We start from the raw sequence: 26,925 nt of genomic DNA on the forward strand, positions 1-26,925 counted from the left end.
GGTGGATGGAGCTTAACAGTACGCAGGCTGTTCGGTCCTCGGCCCCGCGTTGCGGGCCATCGCAGACAAGCCAGCGCCTACAGTGACCGCGGAGCCTGTAGCAACTGGCTGTGCTTACGATGGCCCACAGTTGTCAGGTAGATGACATCTGCTTGAGCAACCGCCCAGCCTCCTGCGAGCCCTGCCCTGCCGCCTGCTCCAGCCAATAGCGCGCCTGCTCCGGCTCGCTGCGCTGGCACAAGCGGCCATATTCAAGTTGCGCCCGGCGATCCCCCGCCCGCGCCGCTTGGCGCAGCAGTTCATGGCCAATACGCCGATCCCGGGCATTACCGCAGTCGCGGCAAAGCATCTGCCCCAGGCGACTCTGTGCCACCACCACACCCTGGCGCGCCGGCTGCTTGAGCAAGCGCCCAGCCAGGTGCTTGACGCTGTGCTTGTCACCCAGGCGCGGGCTGTCGAGCAGCCACAGGGCTACTTTCAGGGAAAAGCGCTTGGGAACAGGCTCGGACGATGCGGGGGGTTGAGCGAGGTTTTTACCGCGAAAATTCATGACTGACAGCGAAGGCAATTCGTGAGGCGCGCCACTCTACTCCATTTTTTGCGCGATGGCCTGGGCGTTTGTTGATGAAATTTCAAAAAAATTTGGTGATCTTTTCTTGACGTTTTCCAACCGGCATTTATCACCGAGTCGATTGACGACGATTGTCGGACAGTTATGAATATTGCTGGCACGCCCGTCCTAGAGCAAGCGCTCGGGACAATCCACAGATCCTGTGGATAACTCGGTGGACAACCACTTCATGTTGCCTTCAAACCCCCATGAAATGGGGCCTACAGTCAAACTGTCGATTTTTTCACCAGCTAAAATTAGTGTTTTTTTTCATTGACTTAAGCTTTCAGTCAAGGCATTGGCGAGGCCATCGGCGGTTGTTGCAGTGCCGTTACAAGCTGCGCCTCAAATGTGTACAAGTGCACCGAAACCCCGCATTTGGATGCACGAAAATAGTCCATGCGACCAATTGCCCTGGTTGCTCCCCCACTTCACAAGAGGGCCAGGAACAGACATACTGGTCGGCTTCGCGGCTAAAAAGCAGCGATGCTTGCACTCCCTGTTTTTTTCCTGTAGGGTGCGCCTCGTTAGTACCCAGCTGAAAATCAATTCTGGCCAGTAAGGTCCCTGCAGCGTCCAGCTCCCCCAAGAGCAGCACCTGCTGAAACAGGACCGGCCCTTTCGATGATTCACTCGGCAGCCAACGCTGCTCAAGCACGAATCACCTCGCAGATTGATCGGGATCTTCACCCAGAGGCCTTGAACCTTCGCCTCGGTGTGCCTGCCCGACTTTTGACGTACCTACCAGTCAGCCCAGCGCCTACCTATTGAATGCGCCACCTCTGGCTGCCCTGTTCCAGTCAGGTTCAGCGCCTCCTTAATAAAGGCGTCACTGGAACGTTTCTAAGATGCATGGATCGTATTCCATGACTAATGCAGGAACCTCCACATAATGACAAATCATCATCAGTTTCAGCGTGCCGTTGGCACTCTCTCTCAGGCCTTCGCCCCACTGAAGTGCCTTATCGTTGCCCCACGCAAGGGCAGCTTCAGCTTCACCCTGGTCGACGAACACGGTATCGCTTGCCACAGCGAGCGCCTGTATCCCGAGCAGTACAACCGCGCCGAACCGCTGCAAGCGGTCATCGATCGGACCCGCCAATCGCTGACCGCGTGATTGGCGAATGCCAGCCCATTCATGGGTTGAATCGGCGCACTTCCCTGCTGCCTGTTGGTTCTTGGCCTAATTGCTGTATGGCATATGGCGAACAACCTCAGGCAGCAATCGATTTAAAAACAGGCCTTTACGCCGTGGTTATCACACTACACTTCAACTCGAGTGGTGTAAGCCGCTTCCGGCGGGCCTGATCCTTCACCAGCTGCCAAGCTCCAGCGCCCGTCGGCCCTTAATAGAACGAGGGCATCATGGGTATCGCTGCGAATGAATTGTGTCAGTATGTGATCCGTCCAACCCTGGTCTACCTGAACCGTCATTGCGCCAGCGCCGAGGCCTTGCTACTCGGTGTCGCCGCCAGCCAATCGGCACTCGGTTCAGCCTTGCACGACCGACGCGGACACGGTCTCTACCGAATCGGTGAGACACGTCACCAGGCCCTGTGGGACGACTACCTCGCTCGCGATCCGGACCTGGCCAGCCTGGTCCGCGGCCTTGCCAGCCAACACGCCTTCCTGGGCGGGCCGCACCTGGAGCTGACGGTCAACCTGCGCTACTCCACCGCCATCGCCTGGATGCTCATCGAACAGCAATCCACCGCCCTCCCCGCGCCCGATGATCTGCTTGGACTTGCCCGAATCTGGCGGCAAATCTTCCAGCCCCAGGGACGCCTGCGTGACTTCACTCACGCTTGGCACACCTGCATTGAACCAATCCTGTCGGAAGCCTCCTAAGCGTCATCCTACAAAAAACCGGAAAAAAGGGAATTTTGGTCGGATTGTCCTACAAAACCGCTCTATCTCCTGCGTTTGAGGCTATGGCGCGGCGCGTGATTTGTTGGTAGCTTTTCGCCCCGGAGATCCCAAGGAGTTTCACAATAATGAAAAAAGTAATGCTCAAAACCTCCCTCGGCGTCGCCGTTGCTCTCGCTTCCAGCCAATTGCTGGCCAGCGGCTTTGCGCTTAACGAGCAAAGCATCAGCGGCATGGGGACAGGTTTCGCGGGTCGTTCTTCTTCTGCCGAAGATGCCAGCACCGTGTTTGGCAACCCTGCTGGTATGTCGCGCCTCAAGCGTGAACAGATCACCGTGGGTGGCGCCGCCGTTATCGCAAAATCCGACATCTCGGGCCCAGGCAGCAACTATGGGGGGGAAACTGACGGTGACATGGTCCCGGTGGTTGGCGTACCGATGGGTTACTACGTCAAGCCAATCGATGATCACTGGAGCGTAGGTTTTGGCGTGTACGTGCCGTTCGGCCTGGTTACCGACTACGGTGGAGACGACGCCGCACGCTACTGGGGCAAGAAAAGCCACGTAGAAGTCATCACCTTCCAGCCGACCGTCAGCTATGCCTTCAACGACAAGGTATCGATCGGTTTCGGCCCTACCTTCAACCGGATCAAGGGTGAGCTGGGTTCCAACCTGAACCAGTCGTTCATCGGTCAGGGTGATGGCGAGGTGAAGATCAAGGGTGACGACACCGCTGTAGGCTACAACATCGGTATTCTGGTACAGGCCACCGATCAGACTCGTCTGGGCCTGACCTATCACTCGATGGTCGACTACAAACTCGAAGGCAAGACTCGCGTCAGCAGCCCGTTGCTCGGCCCGTTCGATGGCAACAAGTTCGATGCCACGCTCAAGATCAAGACCCCAGAGTCGGTGGACTTCTCGATCACCCACGAGCTGGACGATCAGTGGACCGTCTACGCGGGTAGCACCTGGACCCGCTGGAGCCGCCTGGAAGCCATCACCGTCAATAACGAGCTGCCTGCTGCGCTGGCAGGTAGCCCGATCGGTAGCTCCTTCGGCACCATCAGCGAAGAGCAGAACTGGCATGACACCTGGGCTCACGCTATTGGCGTGTCCTACAAGGTCAACAAGGAGTGGACGCTGCGTACCGGCTTCTCGGTCGATCAATCGCCTACCAACAACCATGACCGCTCGCCACGCATTCCGACTGGCGATCGCAAGATCTTCAGTGTCGGCGCAGGCTGGAGCCCGACCGAAGACATGACCATCGACGTGGCCTATTCCTACCTGTGGGAAGAAGACACCAAGGTCAACAATCAGCCGGACTCACCAACTGTAGGCGCGCTGAAAGGCTCGTACCAAGCCAAGTACGAGAACAGCGCTCACGGTGTAGGTGCTTCGCTGACCTACCGCTTCTGAGCTGCTTCTAAGCCGCTTTTGAGCCGCTCTTGAGTAAGCCAAGCTTCATGAAAAAACCGCCCTCGTGGCGGTTTTTTTTGAGTTTTGCGTAAGCACTTTCCGGCCCACCTGCCACTATCAAACAGACGAATCCGCTTGCACGCCCCACCGCTGCCCGAGGCACTCCTGTAGATAATCCATGAATACCCGCACCTTAGCCGTCATGGCAAAACGATCAGTCACGCACAGGTAGACATCCATCGGCTCGGTCTGCGCATAGACCAGACCAGCCTCGGAGCACTCGAACAAGGGCACCAACGCACCAGCGTCGAGATACGGCCGGACGATGAACTCGGCCAACCGGGCAATCCCGCCGTCATTGAGCGCCATCTGCGTCAGGGCATCGATATCATCGCTGATCAGCACCTGACCGAACTGGGCATCGAAACGCACGCCGCCCCCCACAAAGCCCCAGCGCAAGAAACGCCCATCCACCGGATAGCGAAACACCAGGCAACGATGGTCACGCAGCGACTGCGGCGTCGGCGGCAGGCCAGCGCTCGCCAGATAGCCGGGCGATGCGCAGCAGATGAAGGGGATGCGTGCGATATGCCGGGCGATCAGGTGATCTTCGAGCTGCGGGGTAATGCGCAGGCTGACATCGACCTGCTCGCGCGCATGGTTGACCTTGCGATCAGTCGTAATCAACTCTATCGAAAGCTGCGGGTAGCGTGCACTGAAGGCGGGGATCAACGGCGCCAGCACATGCCGGCCGAATGCCGAGGTCGATGCAATGCACAGGCGCCCCTGCGGTTCGCTGTCAGGCGTGCTCACCGCTTGCTCGGCCAAAGCGAGGTCATGCTCGATTTGCCTGACCCGCTGGTAATACAGGCTGCCCGCTGGGGTCAGGGTCATGCTGCGGGTAGTGCGTGACACGAGCCGCACCTGCAAGTGCGCCTCAAGCCGGGCCAGGTTCTGACTGACAGCTGCGGGACTGATCCCCAGCAGCCGCGCGCCACCGGCGATACTGCCCGCCTCGACCACCTTGCTGAAGCTGCGAATGGTGTTGAGCAGATCCATGGCGAGCCCTGATGATTCGTAAGAATCTCTTTATAAAGAACTCAGCCGCGACGGTCTACAGCCCGCCTTGCCCGCTTGTTAACCTGCGCCTTCACCCACTGCTGGAGGTCATCGATGAGCGAACTGTCTCCCACCCGTAGCCGGCGGCGCTTGCGCCCAGGTGCCACGCCTTATGTGTTCGCGTTGTATATGTCGGCGATCATGGCCTTGCTGATGTGCTTTGTGATCACTGCAGCCAATGCCGGGATTACCCCCGACTATCTGGCCAACGTGCTCAAGGCCTACCAGCTGGCAATGCCGGTGGCCTTTGTCTGCGTGTTGATGGTGCGCCCTGTGGTCGTGCGCCTGGTGGCTCTGACCGTGCACCCCCACTAAGCCTCAGGGCTGGGAGGCAATGGCTTTTTCGATCGCCGCCTTGAACTCAGGATCGTCAGGCTTGGTCAGGCTGGAGAAGTTGGCGATCACCTTGCCGCGACGATCCACCACGTACTTGTAGAAATTCCACTTGGGCGCACTGCTCTGCCTGGCCAGCTCGCTGAACAACGGCACCGCATCGTTGCCGCGCACATGCTGCGCCTTGGTCATGGCGAAGGTCACACCATAATTGGCAAAGCAGACCTTGGCGGTCTTCTCGCTGTCGGCGTCTTCCTGCTTGAAGTCATTGGAAGGTACGCCAAGCATCTGCAGACCTTGCCCCTGGTACTCCTTGTACAGCGCCTCAAGCCCTTCGAACTGCGGGGCGAAACCGCAGTAGCTGGCAGTATTGACCACCACCAGCGGCTTGCCGGCAAAGCGCTCGCACAAGTCGATCTGCTGTTTGCCGCTAAGCTCGGGCAGGCTGCCCTGCAACACTGCCGGGCAGTCTGCGGCCCAGCTTGAGGCCAGCGTCGCCAGGGCCAGGAAAGGTATCGCCAGCCAGCGTGCATGCATCATGGTAAATCCCCTGCAAGACAGTCCTTGAACTTGCAGGGTAGCGCCTAACAAAGGCTCATGCCCAGTTGCATCAGCGCCAAGCCTCCCCGGTGCCAGCCCCACCAGGCCAACGCCAGCAGCACGATTGCTGCGGCTGCCAGCAGGCTAGCGCCCAGGTAGCGGTTCATGCCGCTTGCGCCTGCAGGCGGGCGACCGGACGCTCACGCACCGGCCAGTTGAGCGCGGCAGCCAACAGACTGAGCAGGATGGAGATCTGCCAGACCAGGTCATAGCTGCCCGTGCGGTCGTATACCACCCCACCCAGCCAACCGCCGAGGAAGGCGCCCAGCTGATGGAACAAGAAGACGATGCCGCCGAGCATCGACAGGTTACGTACGCCAAACAAGGTGGCCACCGTGCCATTGGTCAACGGCACTGTAGACAGCCACAGCAGGCCCATCGCAATGCCGAACAGGTAGGCACTGAACTGGGTCACCGGTGCCCACAGGAACAACACGATCACCACCGCCCGCAGCAGGTACAGCGCCGTCAGCAAGCGCGGCTTGGACATGCGTCCTCCGAGCCAACCGGCGGTGTAGGTACCCACGATATTGAACAATCCGACCAGCGCCAGCACGGTGGTGCCGATGGTCGCCGGCAGGTGCTGGTCGACCAGGTAGGCCGGCAGGTGCACGCCAATGAACACCACCTGGAAGCCACAGACGAAGAACCCCAGGGCCAAGAGCCAGAAGCCCGAATGCGAACACGCTTCACGCAGTGCCTGGCCCAGGGTCTGTTCAGCGCCATGACTCGGCAGCGGACGATCCTTGAGCAGGCCCACGAACGGCACGATCAACGCCACCAGCAGGCCCAGTACGAGCAAGGCCGCCGACCAGCCCAGCCACTGGATCAGGCCGAGCGTGCCCGGCAACATGGCGAATTGGCCAAACGAGCCTGCCGCACTGGCGATGCCCATGGCCATGCTGCTTTTTTCCGCTGGCACCGCGCGCCCAACCACCCCGAGGATGACCGAGAAGGATGTTCCGGACAGGCCAATACCGATCAGCAAGCCGGCGCTCAGCGACAGCGACCAGGCCGAGTCGGCCATGCCCATGGTGATCAACCCTGCGGTGTAGAGAATCCCACCGATGACCACCACCTTGGCTGCGCCGAAACGGTCAGCCAGCGCGCCGGCGAACGGTTGGGCCAGACCCCAGATCAGGTTCTGCAAGGCAATGGCGAAGGCAAACACTTCGCGCCCCCAGCCGAAATCGGCGCTCATCGGCGCCAGGAACAGCCCGAAGCCATGTCGCACCCCCAGAGACAACGCCAAAATCAGCGCCGCCCCCAGTAGCACCCACCCACTGGTTCGCCAAACGGAAGTCATTGTTGTTATCTCCAGCACATCACAAGGTTAATACGGGTATATACCCGCTTATCATCGTACGCGGTCACGCCAAACGCTCCAGCAAGCGCACCAGTTCATCGCGCTGCCCTTCACCCAACTGCTCGACCAACGTCAGCTGAGCGCGCTCCCAGGCCGGACCGGCATCCTGCAAGCGTGCTTTACCAGCCTCGGTCAGCAGCACCACTCGATTGCGCTGGTCTGCCCCCTCGGCCAGGGCCACCAGGCCGTCGGCCTCGAGCACCTTGAGATTGCGCCCCAGGGTACTGCGATCCAGGCCCATGGCTTCAGCCAGGCTGGTGATACTCGGTTGATCGAGCCGCTGTAGATGGCGCAACAGGGAAAACTGGGCGACATTGATGCCGAAGCCGGCAAGGGCCTCGTCGTAATGTCGGCTCACCCCGCGGGCGGCTCGACGCAGATGGGTACAGATACATTCACTGGTCAGCATGGATACGTGTATATACCCGCATCACTGATGTTGCAAGACGTTTCAAACGCGGATCATTGCTGCAAGCGCTTGCGGATGGGCTCGAATGCCGCCTTGGCCGCGCGCTTGAGCGGATCCTCGGCGCCCTGCTCGATCGCCTGCCAGTAACGCCACGGCACCTTGGCAGTGCCCAGTTCGTAGTCCATGCCATCCCAGCTGTCTTCACGATAACTGTAGAACGCCCAATGCAGGGCGTTTTTGTCCAGCACCGTCAGCACATCTTCAAGGTACTGCTGGCAACCGGGCAGACGTCGCATGCAGCCGAACTCTCCGACCACCAGCCGTGAATGGGGCAGTTTCACTCGGTCGAACCACTCAAGCGGCGCTTGCAGATACTGCGCTACCCGCTGGGCATTCCATTGCTCGGTATGCCCGGCGAAAGGCACCGGCCCGGGATAGGCAAAGGGCTTTTTGCGGGTCATGTTCGGCGCACTGGTAGCCGCGTAGGGTTCGTACATGTGCACGCTATACAGCACCCGCTCATCGCTCAGCGCTGCTGGCCAGTAGGCAAACGCATCCGCTGCCGCGTACCAGCCGGCGTCGAGCATGATCGGCGTGTCAGGGTCGACCTCACGGATCGCCGCCAGCAACTGCTGGTACAAGCCCGGCAAATCGCGGGGGCCGCCCTGCTGGGCGGCGTACCACTGCTGCATCCGCTGTGGGTCTGCGTGTTCGGCCAAACCGCCGAGTTTCTCCGGCGCTGGCTCGTTGATCAGGTTGTAGGCGGCGACTGCCGGGTGATCCTTCAGCGCCTGGGCAAGGTCACGCCAGAAGGCGGCGGCTTGCGCCCAGTAATGTTTGTCTTGCCAGAGGCGATCATCGAATTGGTCGTGATTGTTCTGCGACCAGCGCATCCCCGGCAGCGAAAGCGGTGCGATCACCACTTTCAGGCCTGCGCCATGGGCATGGTCGAGGACCTGCCTGAGCTGGGCCAGGTCGGCTGTGGCGAGCCCCTGATAGGCATCGGCATTGCCCAGCAGAAAGTCGCGTTGCTCAGGTTGCCATTTGTCGTAGGACAGCCGCACCCAAGTGGCGCCATAGCCTTGCAGGGCTTGGAAGTAGGCTTGGTTCGGTGGCAGCCGGTTGAAGCTGTTGCCGCCGTGGCGGGGGGTATTCCAGAACTCGATCAGATCGGCGCCATGGGCTGATTGGATGGCGAGCAGGAACAGGCTGGTGAGTATCCAATGGCGCATGCTCGGCGCCTCCTTGGCAGGCTTGAGAAGCGCTCAAGGGTACGCCTGCTCTGCCAGGGGAGCATTGCCTCAAGGATTGCTGGAGATTGCGACTGACCGCCAAGGCTCTATCGCGGGGCACGCCCGCTCCCACGTATTGCACCGAGCTACAGCCATGCAGCAATCACGTAAGAGGCAGCAACGCCAGCCCCAACACCACTGCCAATTCCAACAACTCAAGCATCGCCCCGGCGGTATCCCCTGTGGTGCCGCCTAACCTTCGACACATGAGCTGACGCAACCAGGCAAACACCACGCCCGCCAGCAGCACCAGCCACAGCGCCGCCCAACCACCTAACGCCACGCAGGCCAGTGCACTTGCCAGCAGCACCCAGCGCGCCGTGCGCTTGGGCAGATGCTCAGCCAGCGCTTGCCCAAGCCCACCGGGACGTACGTAGGGCGTGCAGAGAAACAACCCCAGCAACGCCGCCCGCCCAACCAAGGGCGCCAGCACCAGCCAGGCGCCGACGCCGCGCTCGACCAACACCCACAGCGCGCAGAACTTGAGCAACAGTACCAACACCAGGGTGACCACGGCGATCGGCCCGCTGCGCGGATCTTTCATGATCAGCAAGGTGCGCTCACGATCGCCAAAGCCGCCCAGCCAGGCGTCAGCGCTGTCGGCCAGCCCATCCAGGTGCAAGGCGCCACTGAGCAGCACCCACAGGGTCAGCAGCAAGGCGGCATGCAACGGTGCTGGAGTGCCGTGCAGCAAATGGCTGGCCGCCCACAACAACAGGCCGAACAGCAGGCCTACCAGCGGATAGAACAACAATGAGCGACCCGTCTCACGCGGTTCAGGCATCCCCGGCAGGGTGACCGGCAGGCTGCTGAGAAACTGCAAGGCGATCCACAGTGGCAGCATCTCAGGGCAGCTCCCGCAGTTGTCCGTTGTCTTCCAGCTGCAGACGCACCAGCGCGCCATGGCCGACTTCGACCTGCAGCAATTGCTCACGGGGCAGCCCCCGCGCACGGGCCAGCAGCAGGCGCATCACCCCGCCATGGGTCACCAGTAGCAGCTGTTTGCCAGCATGCTCGCGGTGTAGACGCTCGATGGCCGTCAGCACCCGTTCAGCGAAGGCCTCGACCGGCTCGCCGCCCGGCGGGGTGAAGGCATAGGGATCGGCCCAGAACAGCCCAAGCGCATCGGCCTGATCCTCCATGATCTGCGCAGCGCTGCGCCCTTCCCAGTCACCGAAGTGCAGCTCGCGGATGCCCGCTTCCAGCTGCACCGGCAACGCCAGGCGGGCGCCGAGTTCGTCAGCAAAGTGCGCGCAGCGTTGCAACGGCGAAGTGACCAGCGCGTGCCACGGCCCGCCCTGTTCGACCGCCGCGCGCATCTGCGCCCAACCCCGTTCGGTCAGGGCGTCGTCAAGGCTGCCGCGCAGGCCGCCACCCAGCTCGGTTTCACCATGGCGCAGCAGGTCGATGATCATGCCGGGCGATCCGCCACCGCAGCTTCGGCAAAGGTCGCCATCTGCCCGTGCAGGGCACAGGCCAAGCGCATCAATGGCACCGCCAACGCGGCGCCGCTGCCCTCGCCCAGGCGCAGGCCGAGGGCCAGCAGCGGCTCGGCCTCAAGGGCCGCGAGCAGCGCCTGATGCCCAGGCTCTGCACCTTGGTGAGCGAACAGCAGCCAGGCACGGCAGTGCGGGTTCAGGCGCACCGCGACCAACGCGGCGACGCTGCAGATAAAGCCATCGACCAGCACCGCCACACCCTGCTGGGCACAGGCCAGGTAGGCGCCAGTCAGTGCGGCGATCTCGAAGCCGCCGACGCACGCCAGCGCCTGTAATGGGTCATCGGCACGCAGCCCGTGCAGGACCAAGGCACGCTCGATCACCTCAGCCTTGTGCCGTACCCCTGCTGTGTCCAAGCCCGTGCCTGGGCCGCTCAGTTCACGTGCCGGGCAACCGAGCAAGGTGCTCGCCACGGCTGCGGCCGCAGTGGTATTGCCGATGCCCATCTCACCGCCGATGAACAGCTGGGCGCCCTGCTCGGCAGCGCGTAATGCCGTTTCACGTCCGGCCTGCAACGCCGCCCGCAGTTGCTCGTCAGTCATCGCCGGACGCTGGGCAAAATTGGCCGTGCCGGCGCCCAGACGCAGATGGCGCACGCCCGCTAGCTGCAAGGTGGGATCGATGGTACCGAGGTCGACCACTTCCAGGCTCGCTTCGAGCTGGCGCGCCAGTACGCTGATCGCCGCGCCGCCAGAAACGAAGTTGCGCAGCATCTGCCCGGTCACCGCCTGCGGATAGGCCGAAATGCCCTCCTCGACCACGCCATGGTCGCCCGCGAAAATGCTGATCGCAACGTGCTCCAGGCTCGGCCGTTCACGCCCTTGCAGGCCAGAAAGGGTCACTGCCAAGGTCTCTAGCTGACCGAGCGAGCCGGTGGGTTTGGTCAGTTGCTGCTGACGGGCGCGGGCCTGGTCCATGGCGGCGTTATCGACAGTTTGGCAGGCATCACGCCACCACGATTGGGTCATAGAGCAGGTCCTTTGAGCATCAGAGGAAGGCCGGCAACGGTAAGCACCACGCGCTCGCAGCGCTCGGCTACGGCCTGGTGCAGCCAGCCGGCCAGATCGACATAACGGCGGGTCAGTTCGCCCATGGGCACCACGCCCAGGCCGGTTTCATTGCTGACCAGAATGATCGTGCCCGGCAGGCTTTGCAGACAGTCGAGCAGCGCGTCGCGCTCTTGCGCCAGGCGCTGGTCGTCCTCGAGCATCAACAGATTGGTCAGCCACAGGGTCAAGCAGTCCACCAGCAGGCAGCGCCCTGGCGCCGCCTCGGCGCGCAGTACCGCGGCCAGTTGCAGCGGCTGTTCGATCAGCGCCCAGTGATCGGGGCGGCGCTGGCGATGCAGCTGCACCCGCGCATTCATCTCGCCATCGAGCGGCTCGCTGGTGGCGATGTAGGTCACCGCCAGGCCCGAGTCCTGGGCCAGTTGTTCGGCCAGGCGACTCTTGCCGGAGCGGGCACCGCCAAGGATCAGGTTGCGCATTTCAGGCGACTCCACACAATTGGCGCAGGTGCGCGGTGTCCAGGTGTTGCTCGATCAGGTCGGCCAGGCGCTCGATATCGCGTTCGCGCAGGGCCTCGTAGTCGATGCTTTGCACCGCTTGCAGGCCGGCCCAGCGCAACAGCGCGGCGCACGATTGGCTACCTTCGAACAGGCCGTGCAAATAAGTGGCGAGAATCTGCCCATCGGCACTGATCGCGCCGTCGCAGCGGCCATCGGCCAGGTGCACGGCAGGCTGCTCCAGGGCCGGGCCACGGGTCACCCCCGCGTGGATCTCATAGCCGGCAACCGCCGATTGCTCCAACTGCAAGGTGCCACAGACGTTGCGCAGCTGTTTCTCGGCCTCAAGCTCGGTGACGTAGTCGAGCAGGCCCAGGCCGGCACTGGTACCCGGTGGGCCTTCCAGGCCAAGCGGATCTCGCACTTGGCCACCGAGCATCTGCAAGCCGCCGCAGATACCGATCAGCTTGCCGCCGTAGCGCAGGTGGCGCGCGATGGCGCTGTCCCAGCCGCGCTCGCGCAACTGCGCCAGGTCGGCGCGCACGCTCTTGGAGCCCGGCAGGATGATCAGGTCGGCGGGCGGGATAGGCTCGCCCGGCCCGATGAACTGCAAATCGACCTGGGGGTGCAGACGCAGCGGGTCGAAGTCAGTGTGGTTGCTGATCCGCGGCAGCACCGGCACGATCACCTTGAGCACCTGCGCAGCCTTGCTCGGCTGACGCACGTCAATGGCGTCCTCGGCTTCCAGGTGCAGGTCGGTGACATACGGCAGCACGCCCAGCACCGGTTTGCCGGTGCGCTGTTCGAGCCAGTCCAGGCCCGGCTGCAACAGGGCGATGTCACCGCGAAAACGATTGATCACAAAGCCTTTGACCCGCGCCTGCTCGCTGGCCGAGAGCAGCTCCAGGGTGCCGACCAGGTGGGCGAACACCCCACCGCGATTGATGTCGGCCACCAGGATCACCGGGCAGTCGACCGCCTCGGCAAAACCCATGTTGGCGATGTCGCCAGCGCGCAGGTTGATCTCGGCAGGCGAGCCGGCACCTTCGACCATCACCACCGGGTACGCAGCCGCCAGCCGCTGGTGCGAGGCTAGCACGGCCTGCATGGCGATGGCTTTGTAGTCGTGGTAGGCAACGGCGTTCATGCTGGTGACCGCCCGCCCGTGGATGATCACCTGGGCGCCGGTATCGCTGTTGGGCTTGAGCAGCACCGGGTTCATGTCGGTGTGCGGCGCCAGCCGACAGGCCTGGGCCTGCACCGCCTGGGCGCGGCCAATCTCGCCGCCGTCGGCGGTGACCGCACTGTTGAGGGCCATGTTTTGCGGTTTGAACGGCACCACGGCAATGCCCTGGCGCAGCAGCCAGCGGCACAAGGCGGTGACCAGCGTGCTCTTGCCGGCATCGGAAGTGGTGCCTTGCACCATGAGGGTGGTCATGCCGATTCCTTCTGGTAATCATCGAGCGCCAAGCGCAGGCGCTGTTCGTCCGCCGCGCTGGCAGGCAGGCCGAGGCGCACCGCCGCAGGGTGCTCGAACACGCGCACGAGAATGCCGCGCTGGGCGAGAAAGTCATGCAGGCGCGCGGCCTGCTCGCCACGGATGTACTGGAACAAGTCACAACCGCCGCTTGGCGTCAGACCTGCATCATTCAACAGGCTTGCCAGGCGTTGACTGGCCTGCCGGCAACTGACGATCTGCGCGACATGAGCCTGCTCATCGGCCAGGCACGCTTGGCCGAGCACTCGGGTCGGACCGGCAACCGTCCACGGCCCCAGCAGCTCGGCCAGGCGCAGCAGCAGGCTCGGCTCAGCCATGACGAAGCCCAGGCGCACCCCGGCCAATCCGAAAAACTTGCCGAACGAACGCAGCACGATCAACCCTGCACGCTCGGCGCAGTCGACCACGCTGTGCTCTGGGGTGTTGTCCATGAACGCTTCATCGACCACCAGCCAGCCGCCACGGCGGGCCAAGCGGGCATGCCAGTCGAGCAGGCGCTCGCGCGGTACAGTGCGTCCAGTGGGGTTGTTCGGGTTAACCAGCAGCAGCACCTGCAGGCTGTCGAGCGCCTGTTCGACCTGCTCATCGTCAAGCTCCACCAGCTGGTGGCCAGCACGTTGCCAAGCGTACGGGTGCTCGGCATAGCAAGGCCCCAGCACCCCGACCCGACCTGCCGCACGCAAGTGTGGCAGCGCCTGAATCGCCGCCTGCGAGCCAGCCACCGCCAGCAGGTGCTCGGCCCCGTAGTAACGTCGCGCCGCCTGTTCCAGGCCATCTTCGGCCTCAGGCAAGCGCGCCCAGGCCTCAACGGGAATGGGCGGGATCGGGTAGGACCAAGGGGCAATGCCGCTGGACAGATCGAGCCACTGCTCGCGGGCAATCCCGTAGTGGCGTACGGCCCGTTGCAAGCGGCCTCCGTGTTCAAGCATTGAGGTAGCCTCCCAGGCAGATCACCAGCAGCCACAGCCAGACGCCGCGCTGCACCAGGCTCCAGCCACGCTCGATAGCATCGGCATCGGCCATCGGGCCTTGGCCCAGGCGCGGGCGCTCGTGCAGTTCGCCGTGGTACACCGCAGGGCCACCCAACTCGACCCCCAACGCACCAGCGCCAGCGGCCATTACCGGCCCGGCGTTGGGGCTGTCCCACAGCGGCCCCTGCTGACGCCAGCAACTGAGCGCCAGGCGGGTCTTGCCCAACAATGCATAAGTCAGGGCCACCAGGCGTGCGGGAATATAGTTGAGCACATCATCGATTTTCGCTGCCGCCCAGCCGAAGCGCTCGAAGCGCTCATTGCGATAACCCCACATGGCATCGAGGGTATTGCTCAGGCGATACAGCACCACACCGGGAGCACCAGCGACGATGAACCAGAACAACGCGGCAAATACCGCATCGCTGCCATTCTCCAGCACCGATTCGGTGGCTGCGCGGGCCACAGCGGGCTCGTCGAGCTCACGGGTCTCGCGGCTGACCAGATAACCCACGCGCTTTCTCGCCTCATCCAGATCGCCACGGCGCAAGGCTTCGGCTACTGGCAGCACGTGCTCGCCCAAACTGCGCAGGCCGAGCGCGCAGTACAGCGCCAGCACCTCGACCAGCCAGCCGAGGTAGGGCAACCAGGACAGGATCAGCGCCAGCAGGGTCAGCGGCACCACCGCCAGGAACCAGGCACTGACCCCGTGACTGCGCCAGCCCCTGCCGCCGGCATTGAGCCGCTGTTCCAGGCGCGAGGCGAAATTGCCGAAGGCCACCAACGGATGGCGGCGCTGCGGTTCACCCAGCAAAGCGTCCACGGCCACCCCGGCCACGGTCAGCAAGGCCACGCTCATCGGCGCTCTCCCCATTGGTTGTCGTAGAGCATCTCGCTTAACGGGCGTTGCTCGGCCCAGTTTTCCATGACCAGCATCGGCGCTGGGTAGAACGCCTGTACCGGGCCCAGACACAGCACCGCCACTGGCTTGGCACCGGCTGGCATGCCCAGCAGTTCGCCCAGTGCCTGCGGGTCGAACAGCGACACCCACCCCATCCCCAGGCCTTCGGCACGCGCCGCCAGCCACAGGTTCTGGATGGCGCAGGCCAGTGAGGCAAGGTCCATTTCTGGCAAGGTGCGGCGGCCGAAAATGTGCGGCTCACGGTTGTCCATCAACGCCGCGACCAGCACTTCGGCGCAGTCGTTGATGCCCTCGACCTTGAGCTTCATGAACTCATCGGAGCGCTCGCCGAGCGCCTCGGCGGTGCGCGCCCGCTCCTGTTCGACCAGGGCCTGGATGCGCCCGCGTAGTTCGCGTTGGCTGATGCGGATGAAGCGCCAAGGCTGCATCAAGCCGACGCTTGGCGCCTGGTGAGCAGCGTTGAGCAGGCGTGTAAGCAGCTCCGGGGCGATCTCTGCGCCGGTAAAGTGGCGCATGTCGCGGCGCTCACCAATGGCCCGGTAGACCGCGGCGCGCTCGGCCGCGCTGAAGGCGTGCTCGCTCATGGTCGCAGCAGCGCCGCCGCCGCGTCAGGGTTGGAGGGGAAGTAGAAGTGCACGTACGACGCCGTCAGGCGCCCCAGGCGATAGACCGCCTCGTTGCCACGCCCGCCGTTGGGGCTCAAGCCACGAGCGATGGGTTCGAGCGCAGTGGTGGTCAGGGAATGGTGATAGGTATGCCCGCGCAAGGTGCCTTCCGGCAACTCGACCGCCTGCAAGGCCAGGGCGGCGAGGCGCTTTTGCATCACCGCTTCGCCGGGCAGCAGGCCAAGCAGTGGCGCACGCTCACCAGCGACATCGGTCAGTGCATCGAGCAAGTACAGCATGCCGCCACATTCGGCCAGCAGCGGCTTGCCCTGGGCATGGTGGGCGCGGATCGCTTCCAGCATCGGCGCATTGGCCGCCAGTGCCTGATGGTGCAGCTCTGGATAGCCACCTGGCAGGTACAGGCTGTCTATCGCTGGCAACTGGCGGTCGTGCAGTGGTGAGAACAATTCAAGCTGGGCGCCCATCTCGCGCAACAGGTCGAGGTTGGCGCCATAGGTGAAGGCGAACGCCTCGTCCTGGGCCACGCCAATGCGCAGGCCGGCCAGCGAAGGCACTGCTGCGGCGCGTTGAGGGGCGTCGAACGCTACAGGCGGCGGTAACGCTGCATCGCAACTGGAGCCCAGCGCTTGGGCGGCGGCGTCCAGACGCAGGTCCAGATCGTTCAATTCGCTCGCTTGCACCAGCCCCAAGTGACGGCTGGGTAGCTCGATGCCGCGCTCACGAGACAGCCCGCCATACCAGCGCAGGCCTTCAGTAAGGCTGCCTTCGAGCAACTGGGCGTGCCGCAGGCTGCCGACTCGGTTGGCCAGCACCCCGGCAAACGGCAAGTCCGCCTGGTAACGCGCCAGCCCCAGCGCCAGCGCACCAAAGGTCTGGGCCATGGCCGTGCCGTCGATCACGGCCAGCACCGGCACACCGAAATGGCGCGCCAGGTCGGCGCTCGATGGGGTACCGTCGAACAGCCCCATGACGCCTTCGATCAGGATCAGATCAGCATCGGCCGCAGCTTCCCAGAGCAGGCGGCGACTTTCCTCGGCGCCGATCATCCACAGGTCCAGCTGGTACACCGGGGCACCACTGGCGCGTTCGAGAATCATCGGGTCGAGAAAGTCAGGCCCGCACTTGAACACCCGGACCTTACGCCCAAGGTTACGGTGCAGGCGTGCCAGGGCAGCGGTGACCGTGGTCTTGCCCTGGCCGGAAGCCGGTGCCGCGATCAGCACCGCCGGACAATGCCGGGTTTGGCTCATAGTTCCACGCCCTTCTGCGCCCGGATGCCGGCCTGGAAGGCGTGCTTGAGCATGCTCATCTCAGTGACGGTGTCAGCCAGCTCGATCATCTCCGGCTTGGCCGCACGCCCGGTGACGATGACGTGCTGCATGGGCGGACGGGCCTGGATGTCGGTCAGTACCTGATCGAGGTCGAGGTAGCCGTGCTTGAGGGCGATATTCAGCTCGTCGAGCACGACGAATTGAATCGATGGGTCTTGCAGCAATTGGCGCGAGACCGCCCAGGCGGCTTCGGCGGCGGCGATATCGCGCTGGCGGTCCTGGGTTTCCCAGGTAAAGCCCTCGCCCATCACGTGGTAGCGCACGTGCTCGGGGAAGCGGCGGAAGAACAGCTCCTCGCCGGTGCTGTTACGGCCCTTGATGAACTGCACCACGCCGCATTGCATGCCATGGCCCAAGGCCCGGGCCAGCATGCCGAAGGCCGAGCTGCTCTTGCCCTTGCCATTGCCGGTCAGCACCAGCAACAGGCCACATTCGTTGGGGGAATTGGCGATACGCTCGTCGATGATCGCCTTCTTGCGCTGCATGCGCGCCAGGTGGCGTTCGTCACGTTCGGGGGTTTCGCTCATCAGGGTTCTCCGCTGGCTGGCGACGCACGCAAGGGCGCGGCGACAGATCGATAGGCAGGCAAACGGAGAACACGCAGGCGCCGTGACCCACGCCACAGGCAACCGCGCATCACCCTCCGTGATGCCATTGGCAGTAACAGGCCGGTCTCCGGGCTCGTGAGCGAAGCGCGGGCTTCTGCGCCGCGCGCCTTCCCGGGTCATTCAACCCAGTGGCCATGCGCGACCTTGACTCACCTACCGTTGCGGGGGCAGCGCCGGAATACCACCGGCTTCCCAGTTTCACCCCGCCAGACCGCAGCCTGCAGGGCACCTGAAACACGCCGCGAAGGTTAGAGGGTTGCACCGGGAGCGTCAATGAAACAAGGCCGATTTGGCCTGGATCAATGGCCGATCCGGCAGCTTGTGCCAGACTGCCAGCAGTGATATCACATAGCCATTAACCTCAGCTGAACGCGACCAATAACGATAAGGAGAGCGCAGCATGCAAGGTCTGATCATCAACAACCCGCGCCTGGAGTTCCTGCGCCCGGCACTGGAGCGCTGGGTCGACTGCATCGACCGCTTCAATCAGGTCCAGGGCGACAATGAGGCGCCTTACTGGCATGGCGCGGCGGCCAACGTCGGCATGCTGGCTGCGGCGGCCTGGCAGGCTGAACTGGTGGCGCTGGAGCAGTACCAGAGCAAGAAGCAGCGTGATGAGGGCGAGCGTGAGGGGCGCTGTGATCTGTCCATCAGCAATGCTGAGGAGTCGATTCATTTGCGTGCCAGCCAGCGTTGGCCGCGGATTGCCCGGCTGGATTTGAACGCGGCGCTGCAGGAGGCGACGGCGCTGGCCAAGCCCATTGCCTACCCCAGTCAGCTCAAGGCCGGCGCGCTGTTCATCAGCCCGTGGAAGGCAGGACAGCATGCCAGCCCCGAGGAGCTGCAGGACCTGGTGGATGATCTGCAAAAGCACACGGCGTGTGTGCTGGCGTGGTATTTCCCGTATGCCTATCGCAAGTTGCATAACGAGCTGGGGCAGTATTTTCCGGGGGTGGCGTTGATTGTGAAGCAGGGTTGAAGAATCGGGGCTGCATTGCAGCCCCTGGCAGCGGCCCCCCTTACACCGATCGCTCAGGCAAAAGAACGGTGCCAGCAGCAGACTCCTGCTGCTTCACCGACACCTCCCCCTCCATCGCCTCGCGCAACTTGTCCTTATCCAGCGCACCTACCCACTTGGCAATCGCCAGCGTCCCGACCCCGTTGCCAATGGTATTGGTAATCGCCCGCGCCTCGGACATGAACCGGTCCACGCCCAACAGCAAGACCATCCCAGCCACCGGGATCGTGCCCAGCGAAGCCAGGGTCGCTGCGAGGATAATGAACCCCGACCCCGTCACCCCAGCCGAGCCCTTGGAGGTAAACATCAACACCGCCAGCACGATCAGCTGATCGCTGAAGCTCAGCGGCGTGTTGGTCGCCTGGGCAATGAAAATCGCCGCGATGGTGTAGTAGATCGCCTGGCCGTCGGGGTTGAAGGTCAGCCCCGAGGGAATGATCATCCCTGCCACCGGCTTGGACACTCCGGCCTTTTCCATCTTGGCGATCATCTGCGGCAGTACCGATTCAGACGAGCTGGTGCCGAGCACGGTGAACAGCTCCTCTTTGATGAAGCGCAGGAACTTCCACAAGCTGAAGCCAGCCCAGCGGCAGATCGGCCCGAGGATCACCACCACGAAGGCAAAGCAGGTCAGGTACACGCAGGCCATCAGCTTGCCCAGCGAGAACAGCGACTCGAAACCGTACTTGCCGATGGTGAAGGCAATCGCGCCGAATGCCCCGATCGGGGCCAGGCGCATGACCATGTTGACCACCACGAACATGCCGCGCATCAAGCTGTCGAGGTTGTCGACGAACAGCTGCGCCTTCGGACCGGCCTTGGCCAGGGCCACCCCAAGCAGAATGGAGAACAACAGGATCTGCAGGATATTGCCCTTGGCAAAGGCATCGACCACGGTGTCGGGGATGATCCCCAGAACAAAGTCGAGGAACGAGCTGTGCTTGGCAGCGGCGGTGTAGCTGGCGATGCTACCGCTATCCAGGCTCGCCGGGTCGATGTTCATGCCTGCGCCCGGCTGGAACACCTGTACTACCACCAGGCCGATCACCAGCGCCAGGGTCGACACCACCTCGAAGTAGATCAGCGCGCGAAAGCCCACCCGCCCCAGCTCTTTCATGTTTTCCATGCGGGCGATGCCGGTGACCACGGTGAGGAAGATCACCGGTGCCAGGAGCATCTTGATCAGTTTGATGAAGGCATCGCCAATCGGCTTGAGCGCCTCGCCGGTCTGCGGCCAGAGCACGCCGACGATGGCACCGATGATGACGGCGAGCAGGACTTGCACGTACAGCTTGCTGAGCATGCGTTTCATTATTTGGCCCTGATTGTTGTTTTTGTTCAGGAGTGCCTTGGGGCCTGGCGGTTACCGGCCCCGCAGCGCAAGTCGCGCGAATCAGCGGCGGATCAGCGCCAGCACCGCATCGGTGACCTCACGGGTAGTGGCCTTGCCGCCCAGGTCCGGGGTGTGCAGGCCGCTCTCGGTCACCGCTTCGATGGCAGACATCAATTCAGCCGCCGCCGCCGTTTCGCCCAGGTGCTCGAGCATCATCACCGCCGTCCAGAAGGTGGCGATGGGGTTGGCCACGCCTTTGCCGGTGATATCGAAGGCCGAACCGTGGATCGGCTCGAACATCGAGGGGAAATCGCGGCTTGGATTGAGGTTGGCGGTTGGCGCGATACCCAGGCTGCCGGACAGCGCGGCGGCCAGGTCGGAGAGGATGTCGGCATGCAGGTTGGTGGCCACCACCACGTCCAGTTGCTCAGGCTTGAGCACCATGGTGGTGGTCACCGCATCGACCAGCTCACGGGTGGTGCGCACGTCCGGATAATCTTGAGCGACTTCGGCGAACACCTCATCCCACAGCACCATGCCATGGCGCTGGGCATTGGATTTGGTCACCAGGGTCAGGTGCTTGGCCGGGCGGCTGCGGGCCAGCTCGAAGGCAAAACGGTGAATCCGCTCGACACCGACGCGGGTGAAGGTCGATACCTCGGTGGCGACCTCGATCGGCAGGCCCTGATGCACCCGTCCGCCACTGCCGGAGTACTCACCTTCTGAGTTCTCCCGCACGATCACCCAGTCGATCGCCTTGCCCTTGGCCAGCGGGCTGGTCACCCCCGGCAAGACCCGCGCCGGGCGCACGTTGGCATATTGATCGAAGCCCTGGCAGATCGGCAGACGCAGGCCCCACAGCGAGACATGGTCGGCTACCTCCAGGCTGCCGACGGCGCCGAAGAAGATCGCATCGAATGACTTCAATGCCTCAAGGCCACCTTCGGGAATGTACTGGCCTTCGCGCAGATAGCGCTCCGAGCCCCAGTCGAAATGCTCGAAGTCCAGGCCAAAGGTGCCGCGCTTGGCCGCCAGCGCCTTGAGTACTTCAACGCCTGCGGCGATCACTTCCACGCCGATGCCGTCACCTGGGATTGCTGCGATCTTGTAGTTGCTCATGTCTCGGTTCCCATTGTTGTTGTGCCCCGCCGGGCTTGTCCTGACGGGTATGGGCCGAGTATATGTAGTGAAATCAGGGCAGCAGTTAACCCTGGATTACTACATAGATAACTCAGGGTTAACAATGAATCCAACACAGGACCTGGGCTTTTTTCACCTGCTGGCCAAGCAAGGCAGCCTGGCCGCAACTGCACGTGAGCTGGGGGTTACGCCCCCGGCGGTGAGCAAGCGCTTGAGCGTCTTGGAGGCGCGCCTGGGGGTGCGCTTGGTCAATCGCACCACCCGCTCGATGAGTCTGACTGCTGAAGGCGAGTTGTACTTTGCCCATGCGGCGCGGATCCTGGTGCAGGTCGATGAGGTCGAGCAGTTGCTCGGCCGTCATCGCGCCGAGCCCAAGGGGCTGATCCGGGTCAATGCCTCGCTGGGCTTCGGTCGGCGCTACATCGGCCCGGCGCTCGCCGACTTCTACGCGCGCTATCCAGATATCGAAGTGCAGCTGGAAATCAGTGATCATCCGCTGGACCTGGCCAGCCATGGCTTCGACCTGGGCATCCGCTTCGGCACCCTGCCCGACGCCTCGTTCCATGCACGCAAGATCGCCTCCAATCGGCGCCTGCTGTGCGCCTCACCGCTGTATCTGGACAAATACGGCACGCCGTCGAAACTGGCCGACCTGGCCCAACACAACTGCATTTTCCTGCGCCAGAACGAGTCGCCCTATGGCGTATGGAGCTTCACCAGCGGCGGGCGCACGCAGACCATCAAGGTGCAAGGCGCCCTGAGCTGCAACGATGGTGAAGTGGCACTGAATTGGGCGTTGCAAGGGCATGGCATCCTGCTGCGCGCCGAGTGGGACATCGCCCGCTACGTGCGTAGCGGGCGCTTGCGTTTGCTGCTCGAAGACCAGACACCTAGCCGCGCCGACGTCTATGCGGTGTACCCGCAGCAGTTACATCTATCGACGCGGGTGCGGCGTCTGATCGACTTTTTGATCGAACGTTTTGAGCGCATCGATCATCTGGATCTGGAGGATGTCCAGTGACAACCGTTACTGGGTATCGACAGGGAAAAAACGCTCGACCAATGCCGAGGATTTTACTTTGGCAGTGTAGGCCGCGCGCTCGAACAGCTCACCGGTGCGCATGTCGTACAGCGATCCGGCGGCTGGCTTGTCGATCTGGCTCAGCGACACATGAATAAACCGGTAGCCATCACCGTAGACCTGCTCCAGCCGGTCGATACGAAAGTAATGCCCCGGCAAGAACAAGGTTTCTGCCTCATCCCAGTACATGGAAAATGCACTGATCGGGGTACCGCTCTGATAGCGCCCTTCCGGCAGTTCGAATACCACCGAGGTATCGTCGAACGATCCATCCAGGCCGCTAGCTTCTCCGGCCGTGCTTGACGAGGCAAACTGGCGCACCAGGTAGGGATTTTCGGTAAAGGACGTCATGTCGGTATTGACCAATACATCACCGACACTCAACTGGCCACGGCGAAAGTGCTCGCCACTGGTACCACGCCCGCCATGGCCACCGCGATACAGCGTCACCGCATTGCTCTTGGGCAATGATTCGAGGGTGTCAGCCAGATCGTCGATGTAGCTTGCGCAGTCGTCGTAGCGATGCACCCCTTCGCGAAAAACCTGATTGATCTGCGATTCTTCATCGGTGTAGTACTCGATCAGGAAGTTGACGAACTCCCCGCCTTCGTAGCGAAACGAATACTGCGCTTTGCCATTGAGCATGACGCAGGACAATCCGTGGCTGTCGACATCCAGCGTCACTTCCGGGCTCAGGCTAGGTATGCCCGATGCAAGCAGAATTTTTTTATGACGTGCCCGTGCTTGCGCCGACAAGTGTTTGCTACGAACTCCGTGAGTCTTCATGTACTCGTCCCACAGCGCTGACGTACGGCTGGGTATACCCGTTACTGGCGGCGGGCTCCCGCCTAGCAGCCTGGGGGGCTCGAGCAACTCCCACTCACCGAAATCATTCTGGCGTACCGGTAGCAAGGGGCCAAAGGCAAAGGGCTTGTCCGCTGGGACGATGAGCCAGACAGACAATTCATGGCTATAACGCACCCGATAGGACAACCCACGCAACATAATCCAGCAGGCGCCGTCAGGGGTGACCCGCAACCCCGACAGGCGTCCGCTGCTGATCCGCTGGTCGCTGCTCAACGCATTGCTTTCTTTACCCGCAAGAACAGCTTCGGGCGTAGAGCAAACAGTCCACTGTGACAGCGATGCATCCGCCTCGTGGAACGGTGCCTGGTAGGCCAATGAGGCATAACTGGACTGAAAGCCCAGATCAGCCATATTCAAAGCGGCGAACAGGCTGTCGAGCAGCGCGTCACGCAAAGCGGCTTTGCGCGCCTCCTCACTGGGCGCGTGCAAGGCAATGTCCAAACCTAGGCCAAGTTTTGCCACCGCAGCACCGAGCAACACCAGGGTCACCGGCCACCCCAGGGGTGCGAAGCCACCGAATACATTCAGGAACGCGGCAAGATAGCCACTCCACATCGCCTCGCGCAGCCCGGCGTTATCCAGCATGATCGCTGCACTGTCCTGCATCTGGGCGCGGGCCTGTGCAGCCAGGTAAACGAAGATGTCTTGGCTGATCTGCACCTGTTGAAGCGCCAGCAACGCCAGGGCGGCCTGATCGGAACGGGAGTTGGCGATTGCCTGAAGCGTTGCTCGGACCAACTCGGCAAGCGGCTTGTCGCGCGGATTGGTCAGCAGATTGCTGAGAAACCCTTGCTGCCCATGCGTGCTTTTCAATTCGCCGCGCAACCATCCAGCCATGGCCAGTTCGCTATCGAACGCTCGCAGCGCTTCTGTCGACCAGGGGAGATACAGCAGCACGCGACCACTGTCTGCGCGAAAACTGTAGATGCAAGCGTTGTCCCCACGCCCCAATGCGTACCGACTTACTGCCAGCGAGCCACTGGTGCTGTCTTGGCGTAACTGCAAGAGGCTCGGCAGTTGTCCCGAGGACTCCAACCCGTCAGCTGCCATGGCACGCAAAGTCGTGGCATCCGCCGGACTGATGCGCCCAGCGCGGACGGCCTTGACACATTCGCCGAGCAGATTGATCTTGGCCAGTACCTGTACATTCACAGTCTGCGTTGCCCAGAACTGGGCGACCTCTGCGCGGTACACCTCGGCGAAATCCAATGCCCACAGATCTTGCTGCACCGCACTGCCCAGCATGCGCACTTCGTTGCGTTCATCGAAATGAGCAGCCTGTGGCCCTTGCTTATAGAAGCCGCCATAGAGGTCCAGCTCGTCACTGGCATCTTGAAAACGTAGCTCGAAGCGCTCGACAACCAGTTCGGTGAGGGTGACAGATTTCACTGGCGGACCGCTATGCTGCCAGCCGTTGAAGCTACGCCTGCTGGAGCTGGAGGTCTCAAACCGGTGCCACCAGACGAAGCGCGGGTCGATCGCCTTGCCGGTGTGCTTAAGCACTATTCGTGCAGCATGCTTGCGTGCCAATACATAAGGATCGGGATAGTCACGCAGAAAATCTCCAACCACCTGCATCAACGACCGCGCCACATCCAGCGACTGTAGTTGACGCTGTTTCTTGTCCTTGATCCCGTTCAATGGCCACCTCCTGGCCTGATTATCAGGCGCCCATCATGGACTGTCAGGTGTGCATCAGGCGGTACATGTGTGTGTGCCCATAATTGCCAAATGACCTGCAGCGTCGGCCAGCCCCCTGAATTTACGCAGACCAACGCTGGAGGACGGCAGGCATGTTGACGATGCCCAGGACTGGCTTTTTTGATGGGAGGGCCCGGCGATGGGCCTGCCAGTTGGTGCGAAAGTGGAATCGTCGATGACTACTCCGGCCTCTTCGCGGGCAAGCCCGCTCCCACAGGCTCACCGCCAACCGGAACAACGGCGCGGTGCCTGTGGGAGCAACTGTCTTTCTGTGAGAACCGACCTTGCCGGCGATGGATGCGTAACCCCGGCTGAGTCGGGCATCGCCAGCCAGTTGGCGCGAAAGTGGAATCGTCGATGACTACTCCGGCCTCTTCGCGGGCAAGCCCGCGAAGAAGCCAGAACAAACACTACAAATCAGGGATTGTGCGCCAAATGCCCCGGCGGGATGATCCGCTTGGCCTGCAAATAAGCCTTGGCCCAGTAGCTATTGGACAGATAATCCAGACGCACCGTCCCACCTGTGGAAGGCGCATGAACAAAGCGCCCCTCCCCCACGTAAATTCCGGCATGGCTAACCTGCGACCCACCGTTCGTCGCAAAGAACACCAAATCCCCCGACTGCAGCGCCCGCTGCTCCACAGTTGGGGCGCGCATGACGATCATCTCCCGCGTCGAACGCGGCAAACTGATCCCCGCAGCATCGCGGTACACATAGCCAATCAAGCCACTGCAATCGAACCCTGAATCGGGCGTATTACCGCCCCAACGATAGGGCGTACCGACCAAGCCAATTGCCCGAAACAGCACATCTTCCGCCACCGGCGAGGCGCTAACGTGTTGATTGAAGGTAGTTTGTGGCTTGACCACCGGCGCCGGTGCAGGCGCACGGCTGGAGCAGGCAGCCAGCAAGGCCACCAGGGAAAGTAATGCGAAGCGCGCCATCATCACCATGGCCAGAACTTCCTGTCAGAGACCGATCGACCGCAGCCGAAAAGAGTTGAGAAATTAGATTAGACGCTTTCTGTAAATGCGCACGGCGGCGAGCTTTTCAGCATCGCCGCCGCGGGAGAATATAGCAATTCGCTATCAGTTGCGCGAGATCGTGGTCGGCGCCATGGCCAGGGCGCGCTTGGCCTCGATGAAGGTCTTGCTCCAGTAGCGGTCACCGAGGTTGTCGATGCGCACACCACCGCTGCGGCGGCTGCTGGAGTGGATGAACTGATTGTCACCCAGGTAGATGCCAGCATGGCTGACGCGGCCACGGCCATTGGTGCTGAAGAACAGCAGATCACCTGGCTTGAGTTTGTTCCGGGCAACCTTGGGCGCATCGACGTTGATCATCTCGCGGGTCGAGCGCGGCAGGGTCATGCCGGCTTCCTCACGGAACAGATAACCGATGAAACCGCTGCAGTCGAAACCGGATTTCTCCGAGGTACCGCCAAAGCGATAGCGAGTGCCGATCAGCGACATGCCACGCTCCAGGATGCTGTCGGCAAGGACTGGCAACTGGTACGGCTTGCTGGTGCTGGAAAAGGCGTCGAGGTCTTCTTCAGTGGCCACTGGCTCTTCAGCGAAAACCGAAGAGGCCGAAGCTTTGGCCATGACTGCCGAATGGGCGGCGACCTGATGTTGATCCTGAGGCTGGGAAACCGGGCCATGAGCCGCGCAGCCAAAAAGCAGGGTCACGAGTGCGAGTGGCACGAGGGGTGCGAAGCGCTTGAGCATGGGCACGACCGTGTCTGTAATCCTTTAGAAGGGTGAGACTATGCCCTCTATCATGGCCATTTGCAAATTTTATCGAAAAAGA

Annotated in this window: 28 protein-coding genes and 1 riboswitch; of the genes, 6 read left to right on the forward strand and 22 right to left on the reverse strand. The window is 62.4% G+C overall.

All coding sequences use genetic code 11. The annotated features are described in order from the left end of the window. Positions 1-133: 133 nt before the first annotated feature. Positions 134-550 carry a tetratricopeptide repeat protein gene (locus HU737_RS15910; RefSeq protein WP_186554679.1) on the reverse strand — a complete coding sequence of 139 codons (417 nt, stop codon included), beginning with the start codon at positions 548-550 and terminating at the stop codon, positions 134-136. 952 nt (positions 551-1,502) lie between these two features. Between HU737_RS15910 and HU737_RS15915 the strand changes: the two genes are divergently transcribed. The 3 genes from HU737_RS15915 to HU737_RS15925 all read left to right on the forward strand — a co-directional run bounded on the left by HU737_RS15915 (position 1,503) and on the right by HU737_RS15925 (position 3,897). Continuing rightward, a complete protein-coding gene (locus HU737_RS15915) occupies positions 1,503-1,727 on the forward strand; it encodes a hypothetical protein (protein WP_186554678.1) in 225 nt (74 codons plus the stop codon). 248 nt (positions 1,728-1,975) lie between these two features. Continuing rightward, positions 1,976-2,458, forward strand: a complete 483-nt coding sequence (locus tag HU737_RS15920) for a hypothetical protein (protein ID WP_186554677.1) — start codon at positions 1,976-1,978, stop codon at positions 2,456-2,458. Positions 2,459-2,604: 146 nt separating this feature from the next. Then, entirely contained in the window at positions 2,605-3,897 is a 1,293-nt protein-coding gene (locus tag HU737_RS15925; RefSeq protein WP_186554676.1) for an OmpP1/FadL family transporter, read from the forward strand. Between the two features lie 117 nt (positions 3,898-4,014). Here the strand turns inward: HU737_RS15925 and HU737_RS15930 are convergent, their stop codons facing one another. Further along, positions 4,015-4,956 (reverse strand): LysR family transcriptional regulator, encoded by a 942-nt coding sequence (locus tag HU737_RS15930; protein WP_186554675.1) that lies wholly within the window; start codon positions 4,954-4,956, stop codon positions 4,015-4,017. A 114-nt stretch (positions 4,957-5,070) separates the two neighbouring features. On the opposite strand from HU737_RS15930, the gene HU737_RS15935 reads away from it, so the two are divergent. Then, positions 5,071-5,331 carry a DUF2798 domain-containing protein gene (locus HU737_RS15935; RefSeq protein ID WP_186554674.1) on the forward strand — a complete coding sequence of 87 codons (261 nt, stop codon included), beginning with the start codon at positions 5,071-5,073 and terminating at the stop codon, positions 5,329-5,331. A gap of 3 nt (positions 5,332-5,334) precedes the next feature. Here HU737_RS15935 and HU737_RS15940 read toward each other — a convergent pair whose 3' ends face one another. From HU737_RS15940 to cobO, 15 genes are all read right to left on the reverse strand, one after another. Next, complete coding sequence (locus HU737_RS15940) at positions 5,335-5,886, reverse strand: glutathione peroxidase (RefSeq protein ID WP_186554814.1); 552 nt, start codon at positions 5,884-5,886, stop codon at positions 5,335-5,337. 47 nt (positions 5,887-5,933) lie between these two features. Then, positions 5,934-6,056 carry a hypothetical protein gene (locus HU737_RS26350; RefSeq protein ID WP_264082859.1) on the reverse strand — a complete coding sequence of 41 codons (123 nt, stop codon included), beginning with the start codon at positions 6,054-6,056 and terminating at the stop codon, positions 5,934-5,936. Further along, on the reverse strand, positions 6,053-7,255 hold the full coding sequence (locus tag HU737_RS15945; protein ID WP_186554673.1) for an MFS transporter: 1,203 nt from the start codon (positions 7,253-7,255) through the stop codon (positions 6,053-6,055). The genes HU737_RS26350 and HU737_RS15945 overlap by 4 nt, the downstream gene beginning before the upstream one ends. A 64-nt stretch (positions 7,256-7,319) precedes the next feature. Beyond that, a complete protein-coding gene (locus HU737_RS15950) occupies positions 7,320-7,724 on the reverse strand; it encodes a MarR family winged helix-turn-helix transcriptional regulator (protein WP_186554672.1) in 405 nt (134 codons plus the stop codon). A gap of 53 nt (positions 7,725-7,777) precedes the next feature. Then, positions 7,778-8,956, reverse strand: coding sequence for a glycoside hydrolase family 5 protein (locus HU737_RS15955; RefSeq protein ID WP_186554671.1), 1,179 nt, complete (start codon positions 8,954-8,956; stop codon positions 7,778-7,780). Between the two features lie 163 nt (positions 8,957-9,119). After that, positions 9,120-9,860, reverse strand: a complete 741-nt coding sequence (locus HU737_RS15960) for an adenosylcobinamide-GDP ribazoletransferase (RefSeq protein ID WP_186554670.1) — start codon at positions 9,858-9,860, stop codon at positions 9,120-9,122. 1 nt (position 9,861) lies between these two features. Continuing rightward, positions 9,862-10,431 (reverse strand): alpha-ribazole phosphatase family protein, encoded by a 570-nt coding sequence (gene cobC, locus HU737_RS15965; RefSeq protein ID WP_186554669.1) that lies wholly within the window; start codon positions 10,429-10,431, stop codon positions 9,862-9,864. Further along, on the reverse strand, positions 10,428-11,483 hold the full coding sequence (cobT, locus tag HU737_RS15970) for a nicotinate-nucleotide--dimethylbenzimidazole phosphoribosyltransferase (RefSeq protein ID WP_186554668.1): 1,056 nt from the start codon (positions 11,481-11,483) through the stop codon (positions 10,428-10,430). The genes cobC and cobT overlap by 4 nt, the downstream gene beginning before the upstream one ends. Continuing rightward, positions 11,480-12,001, reverse strand: coding sequence for a bifunctional adenosylcobinamide kinase/adenosylcobinamide-phosphate guanylyltransferase (gene cobU, locus HU737_RS15975; protein ID WP_186554667.1), 522 nt, complete (start codon positions 11,999-12,001; stop codon positions 11,480-11,482). Before cobU ends, cobT begins: the two co-directional genes overlap by 4 nt. A 1-nt stretch (position 12,002) precedes the next feature. Beyond that, positions 12,003-13,457: a cobyric acid synthase gene (locus HU737_RS15980; protein ID WP_186554666.1), complete on the reverse strand. Its 1,455-nt coding sequence runs from the start codon at positions 13,455-13,457 to the stop codon at positions 12,003-12,005. Further along, positions 13,454-14,446, reverse strand: coding sequence for a threonine-phosphate decarboxylase CobD (cobD, locus tag HU737_RS15985; RefSeq protein WP_186554665.1), 993 nt, complete (start codon positions 14,444-14,446; stop codon positions 13,454-13,456). The genes HU737_RS15980 and cobD overlap by 4 nt, the downstream gene beginning before the upstream one ends. Beyond that, positions 14,439-15,347, reverse strand: a complete 909-nt coding sequence (gene cbiB, locus HU737_RS15990; RefSeq protein WP_186554664.1) for an adenosylcobinamide-phosphate synthase CbiB — start codon at positions 15,345-15,347, stop codon at positions 14,439-14,441. Before cbiB ends, cobD begins: the two co-directional genes overlap by 8 nt. Continuing rightward, positions 15,344-15,994 carry a 5,6-dimethylbenzimidazole synthase gene (gene bluB, locus HU737_RS15995; protein ID WP_186554663.1) on the reverse strand — a complete coding sequence of 217 codons (651 nt, stop codon included), beginning with the start codon at positions 15,992-15,994 and terminating at the stop codon, positions 15,344-15,346. The genes cbiB and bluB overlap by 4 nt, the downstream gene beginning before the upstream one ends. Continuing rightward, a complete protein-coding gene (locus tag HU737_RS16000; protein ID WP_186554662.1) occupies positions 15,991-17,286 on the reverse strand; it encodes a cobyrinic acid a,c-diamide synthase CobB in 1,296 nt (431 codons plus the stop codon). The genes bluB and HU737_RS16000 overlap by 4 nt, the downstream gene beginning before the upstream one ends. Further along, positions 17,283-17,894, reverse strand: coding sequence for a cob(I)yrinic acid a,c-diamide adenosyltransferase (cobO, locus tag HU737_RS16005; RefSeq protein ID WP_186554661.1), 612 nt, complete (start codon positions 17,892-17,894; stop codon positions 17,283-17,285). Before cobO ends, HU737_RS16000 begins: the two co-directional genes overlap by 4 nt. A 122-nt stretch (positions 17,895-18,016) precedes the next feature. Next, positions 18,017-18,223: riboswitch (cobalamin riboswitch) on the reverse strand. 152 nt (positions 18,224-18,375) lie between these two features. Between cobO and HU737_RS16010 the strand changes: the two genes are divergently transcribed. Continuing rightward, positions 18,376-18,954 carry a hypothetical protein gene (locus tag HU737_RS16010; protein WP_186554660.1) on the forward strand — a complete coding sequence of 193 codons (579 nt, stop codon included), beginning with the start codon at positions 18,376-18,378 and terminating at the stop codon, positions 18,952-18,954. 40 nt (positions 18,955-18,994) lie between these two features. Here the strand turns inward: HU737_RS16010 and HU737_RS16015 are convergent, their stop codons facing one another. Both HU737_RS16015 and HU737_RS16020 read right to left on the reverse strand, forming a co-directional pair. Continuing rightward, entirely contained in the window at positions 18,995-20,305 is a 1,311-nt protein-coding gene (locus HU737_RS16015) for a dicarboxylate/amino acid:cation symporter (protein ID WP_186554659.1), read from the reverse strand. An 81-nt stretch (positions 20,306-20,386) separates the two neighbouring features. Further along, positions 20,387-21,445: a tartrate dehydrogenase gene (locus HU737_RS16020; protein WP_186554658.1), complete on the reverse strand. Its 1,059-nt coding sequence runs from the start codon at positions 21,443-21,445 to the stop codon at positions 20,387-20,389. A 124-nt stretch (positions 21,446-21,569) separates the two neighbouring features. On the opposite strand from HU737_RS16020, the gene HU737_RS16025 reads away from it, so the two are divergent. Beyond that, positions 21,570-22,487, forward strand: a complete 918-nt coding sequence (locus tag HU737_RS16025; RefSeq protein WP_186554657.1) for a LysR family transcriptional regulator — start codon at positions 21,570-21,572, stop codon at positions 22,485-22,487. Positions 22,488-22,493: 6 nt separating this feature from the next. On the opposite strand, the gene HU737_RS16030 is transcribed toward HU737_RS16025, so the two are convergent. From HU737_RS16030 to HU737_RS16040, 3 genes are all read right to left on the reverse strand, one after another. After that, a complete protein-coding gene (locus tag HU737_RS16030; protein ID WP_186554656.1) occupies positions 22,494-25,055 on the reverse strand; it encodes a dermonecrotic toxin domain-containing protein in 2,562 nt (853 codons plus the stop codon). 477 nt (positions 25,056-25,532) lie between these two features. Continuing rightward, positions 25,533-26,069, reverse strand: coding sequence for a C40 family peptidase (locus HU737_RS16035; RefSeq protein WP_186554655.1), 537 nt, complete (start codon positions 26,067-26,069; stop codon positions 25,533-25,535). A gap of 135 nt (positions 26,070-26,204) precedes the next feature. Beyond that, positions 26,205-26,843 (reverse strand): C40 family peptidase, encoded by a 639-nt coding sequence (locus HU737_RS16040; protein WP_186554654.1) that lies wholly within the window; start codon positions 26,841-26,843, stop codon positions 26,205-26,207. Positions 26,844-26,925: the final 82 nt, after the last annotated feature.

The organism is Pseudomonas urmiensis (assembly GCF_014268815.2).
In the GTDB taxonomy this organism is placed as follows: Bacteria; Pseudomonadota; Gammaproteobacteria; order Pseudomonadales; family Pseudomonadaceae; genus Aquipseudomonas; species Aquipseudomonas urmiensis.

What these genes read in the sequence shown, in the direction of transcription:
- HU737_RS15910 (WP_186554679.1), bottom strand. Translation starts at nt 550, where the DNA reads ATGAATTTTCGCGGTAAAAACCTCGCTCAACCCCCCGCATCGTCCGAG.
- HU737_RS15915 (WP_186554678.1), top strand. Translation starts at nt 1,503, where the DNA reads ATGACAAATCATCATCAGTTTCAGCGTGCCGTTGGCACTCTCTCTCAG.
- HU737_RS15920 (WP_186554677.1), top strand. Translation starts at nt 1,976, where the DNA reads ATGGGTATCGCTGCGAATGAATTGTGTCAGTATGTGATCCGTCCAACC.
- HU737_RS15925 (WP_186554676.1), top strand. Translation starts at nt 2,605, where the DNA reads ATGAAAAAAGTAATGCTCAAAACCTCCCTCGGCGTCGCCGTTGCTCTC.
- HU737_RS15930 (WP_186554675.1), bottom strand. Translation starts at nt 4,956, where the DNA reads ATGGATCTGCTCAACACCATTCGCAGCTTCAGCAAGGTGGTCGAGGCG.
- HU737_RS15935 (WP_186554674.1), top strand. Translation starts at nt 5,071, where the DNA reads ATGAGCGAACTGTCTCCCACCCGTAGCCGGCGGCGCTTGCGCCCAGGT.
- HU737_RS15940 (WP_186554814.1), bottom strand. Translation starts at nt 5,886, where the DNA reads ATGCATGCACGCTGGCTGGCGATACCTTTCCTGGCCCTGGCGACGCTG.
- HU737_RS26350 (WP_264082859.1), bottom strand. Translation starts at nt 6,056, where the DNA reads ATGAACCGCTACCTGGGCGCTAGCCTGCTGGCAGCCGCAGCAATCGTG.
- HU737_RS15945 (WP_186554673.1), bottom strand. Translation starts at nt 7,255, where the DNA reads ATGACTTCCGTTTGGCGAACCAGTGGGTGGGTGCTACTGGGGGCGGCG.
- HU737_RS15950 (WP_186554672.1), bottom strand. Translation starts at nt 7,724, where the DNA reads ATGCTGACCAGTGAATGTATCTGTACCCATCTGCGTCGAGCCGCCCGC.
- HU737_RS15955 (WP_186554671.1), bottom strand. Translation starts at nt 8,956, where the DNA reads ATGCGCCATTGGATACTCACCAGCCTGTTCCTGCTCGCCATCCAATCA.
- HU737_RS15960 (WP_186554670.1), bottom strand. Translation starts at nt 9,860, where the DNA reads ATGCTGCCACTGTGGATCGCCTTGCAGTTTCTCAGCAGCCTGCCGGTC.
- cobC (WP_186554669.1), bottom strand. Translation starts at nt 10,431, where the DNA reads ATGATCATCGACCTGCTGCGCCATGGTGAAACCGAGCTGGGTGGCGGC.
- cobT (WP_186554668.1), bottom strand. Translation starts at nt 11,483, where the DNA reads ATGACCCAATCGTGGTGGCGTGATGCCTGCCAAACTGTCGATAACGCC.
- cobU (WP_186554667.1), bottom strand. Translation starts at nt 12,001, where the DNA reads ATGCGCAACCTGATCCTTGGCGGTGCCCGCTCCGGCAAGAGTCGCCTG.
- HU737_RS15980 (WP_186554666.1), bottom strand. Translation starts at nt 13,457, where the DNA reads ATGACCACCCTCATGGTGCAAGGCACCACTTCCGATGCCGGCAAGAGC.
- cobD (WP_186554665.1), bottom strand. Translation starts at nt 14,446, where the DNA reads ATGCTTGAACACGGAGGCCGCTTGCAACGGGCCGTACGCCACTACGGG.
- cbiB (WP_186554664.1), bottom strand. Translation starts at nt 15,347, where the DNA reads ATGAGCGTGGCCTTGCTGACCGTGGCCGGGGTGGCCGTGGACGCTTTG.
- bluB (WP_186554663.1), bottom strand. Translation starts at nt 15,994, where the DNA reads ATGAGCGAGCACGCCTTCAGCGCGGCCGAGCGCGCCGCGGTCTACCGG.
- HU737_RS16000 (WP_186554662.1), bottom strand. Translation starts at nt 17,286, where the DNA reads ATGAGCCAAACCCGGCATTGTCCGGCGGTGCTGATCGCGGCACCGGCT.
- cobO (WP_186554661.1), bottom strand. Translation starts at nt 17,894, where the DNA reads ATGAGCGAAACCCCCGAACGTGACGAACGCCACCTGGCGCGCATGCAG.
- HU737_RS16010 (WP_186554660.1), top strand. Translation starts at nt 18,376, where the DNA reads ATGCAAGGTCTGATCATCAACAACCCGCGCCTGGAGTTCCTGCGCCCG.
- HU737_RS16015 (WP_186554659.1), bottom strand. Translation starts at nt 20,305, where the DNA reads ATGAAACGCATGCTCAGCAAGCTGTACGTGCAAGTCCTGCTCGCCGTC.
- HU737_RS16020 (WP_186554658.1), bottom strand. Translation starts at nt 21,445, where the DNA reads ATGAGCAACTACAAGATCGCAGCAATCCCAGGTGACGGCATCGGCGTG.
- HU737_RS16025 (WP_186554657.1), top strand. Translation starts at nt 21,570, where the DNA reads ATGAATCCAACACAGGACCTGGGCTTTTTTCACCTGCTGGCCAAGCAA.
- HU737_RS16035 (WP_186554655.1), bottom strand. Translation starts at nt 26,069, where the DNA reads ATGGTGATGATGGCGCGCTTCGCATTACTTTCCCTGGTGGCCTTGCTG.
- HU737_RS16040 (WP_186554654.1), bottom strand. Translation starts at nt 26,843, where the DNA reads ATGCTCAAGCGCTTCGCACCCCTCGTGCCACTCGCACTCGTGACCCTG.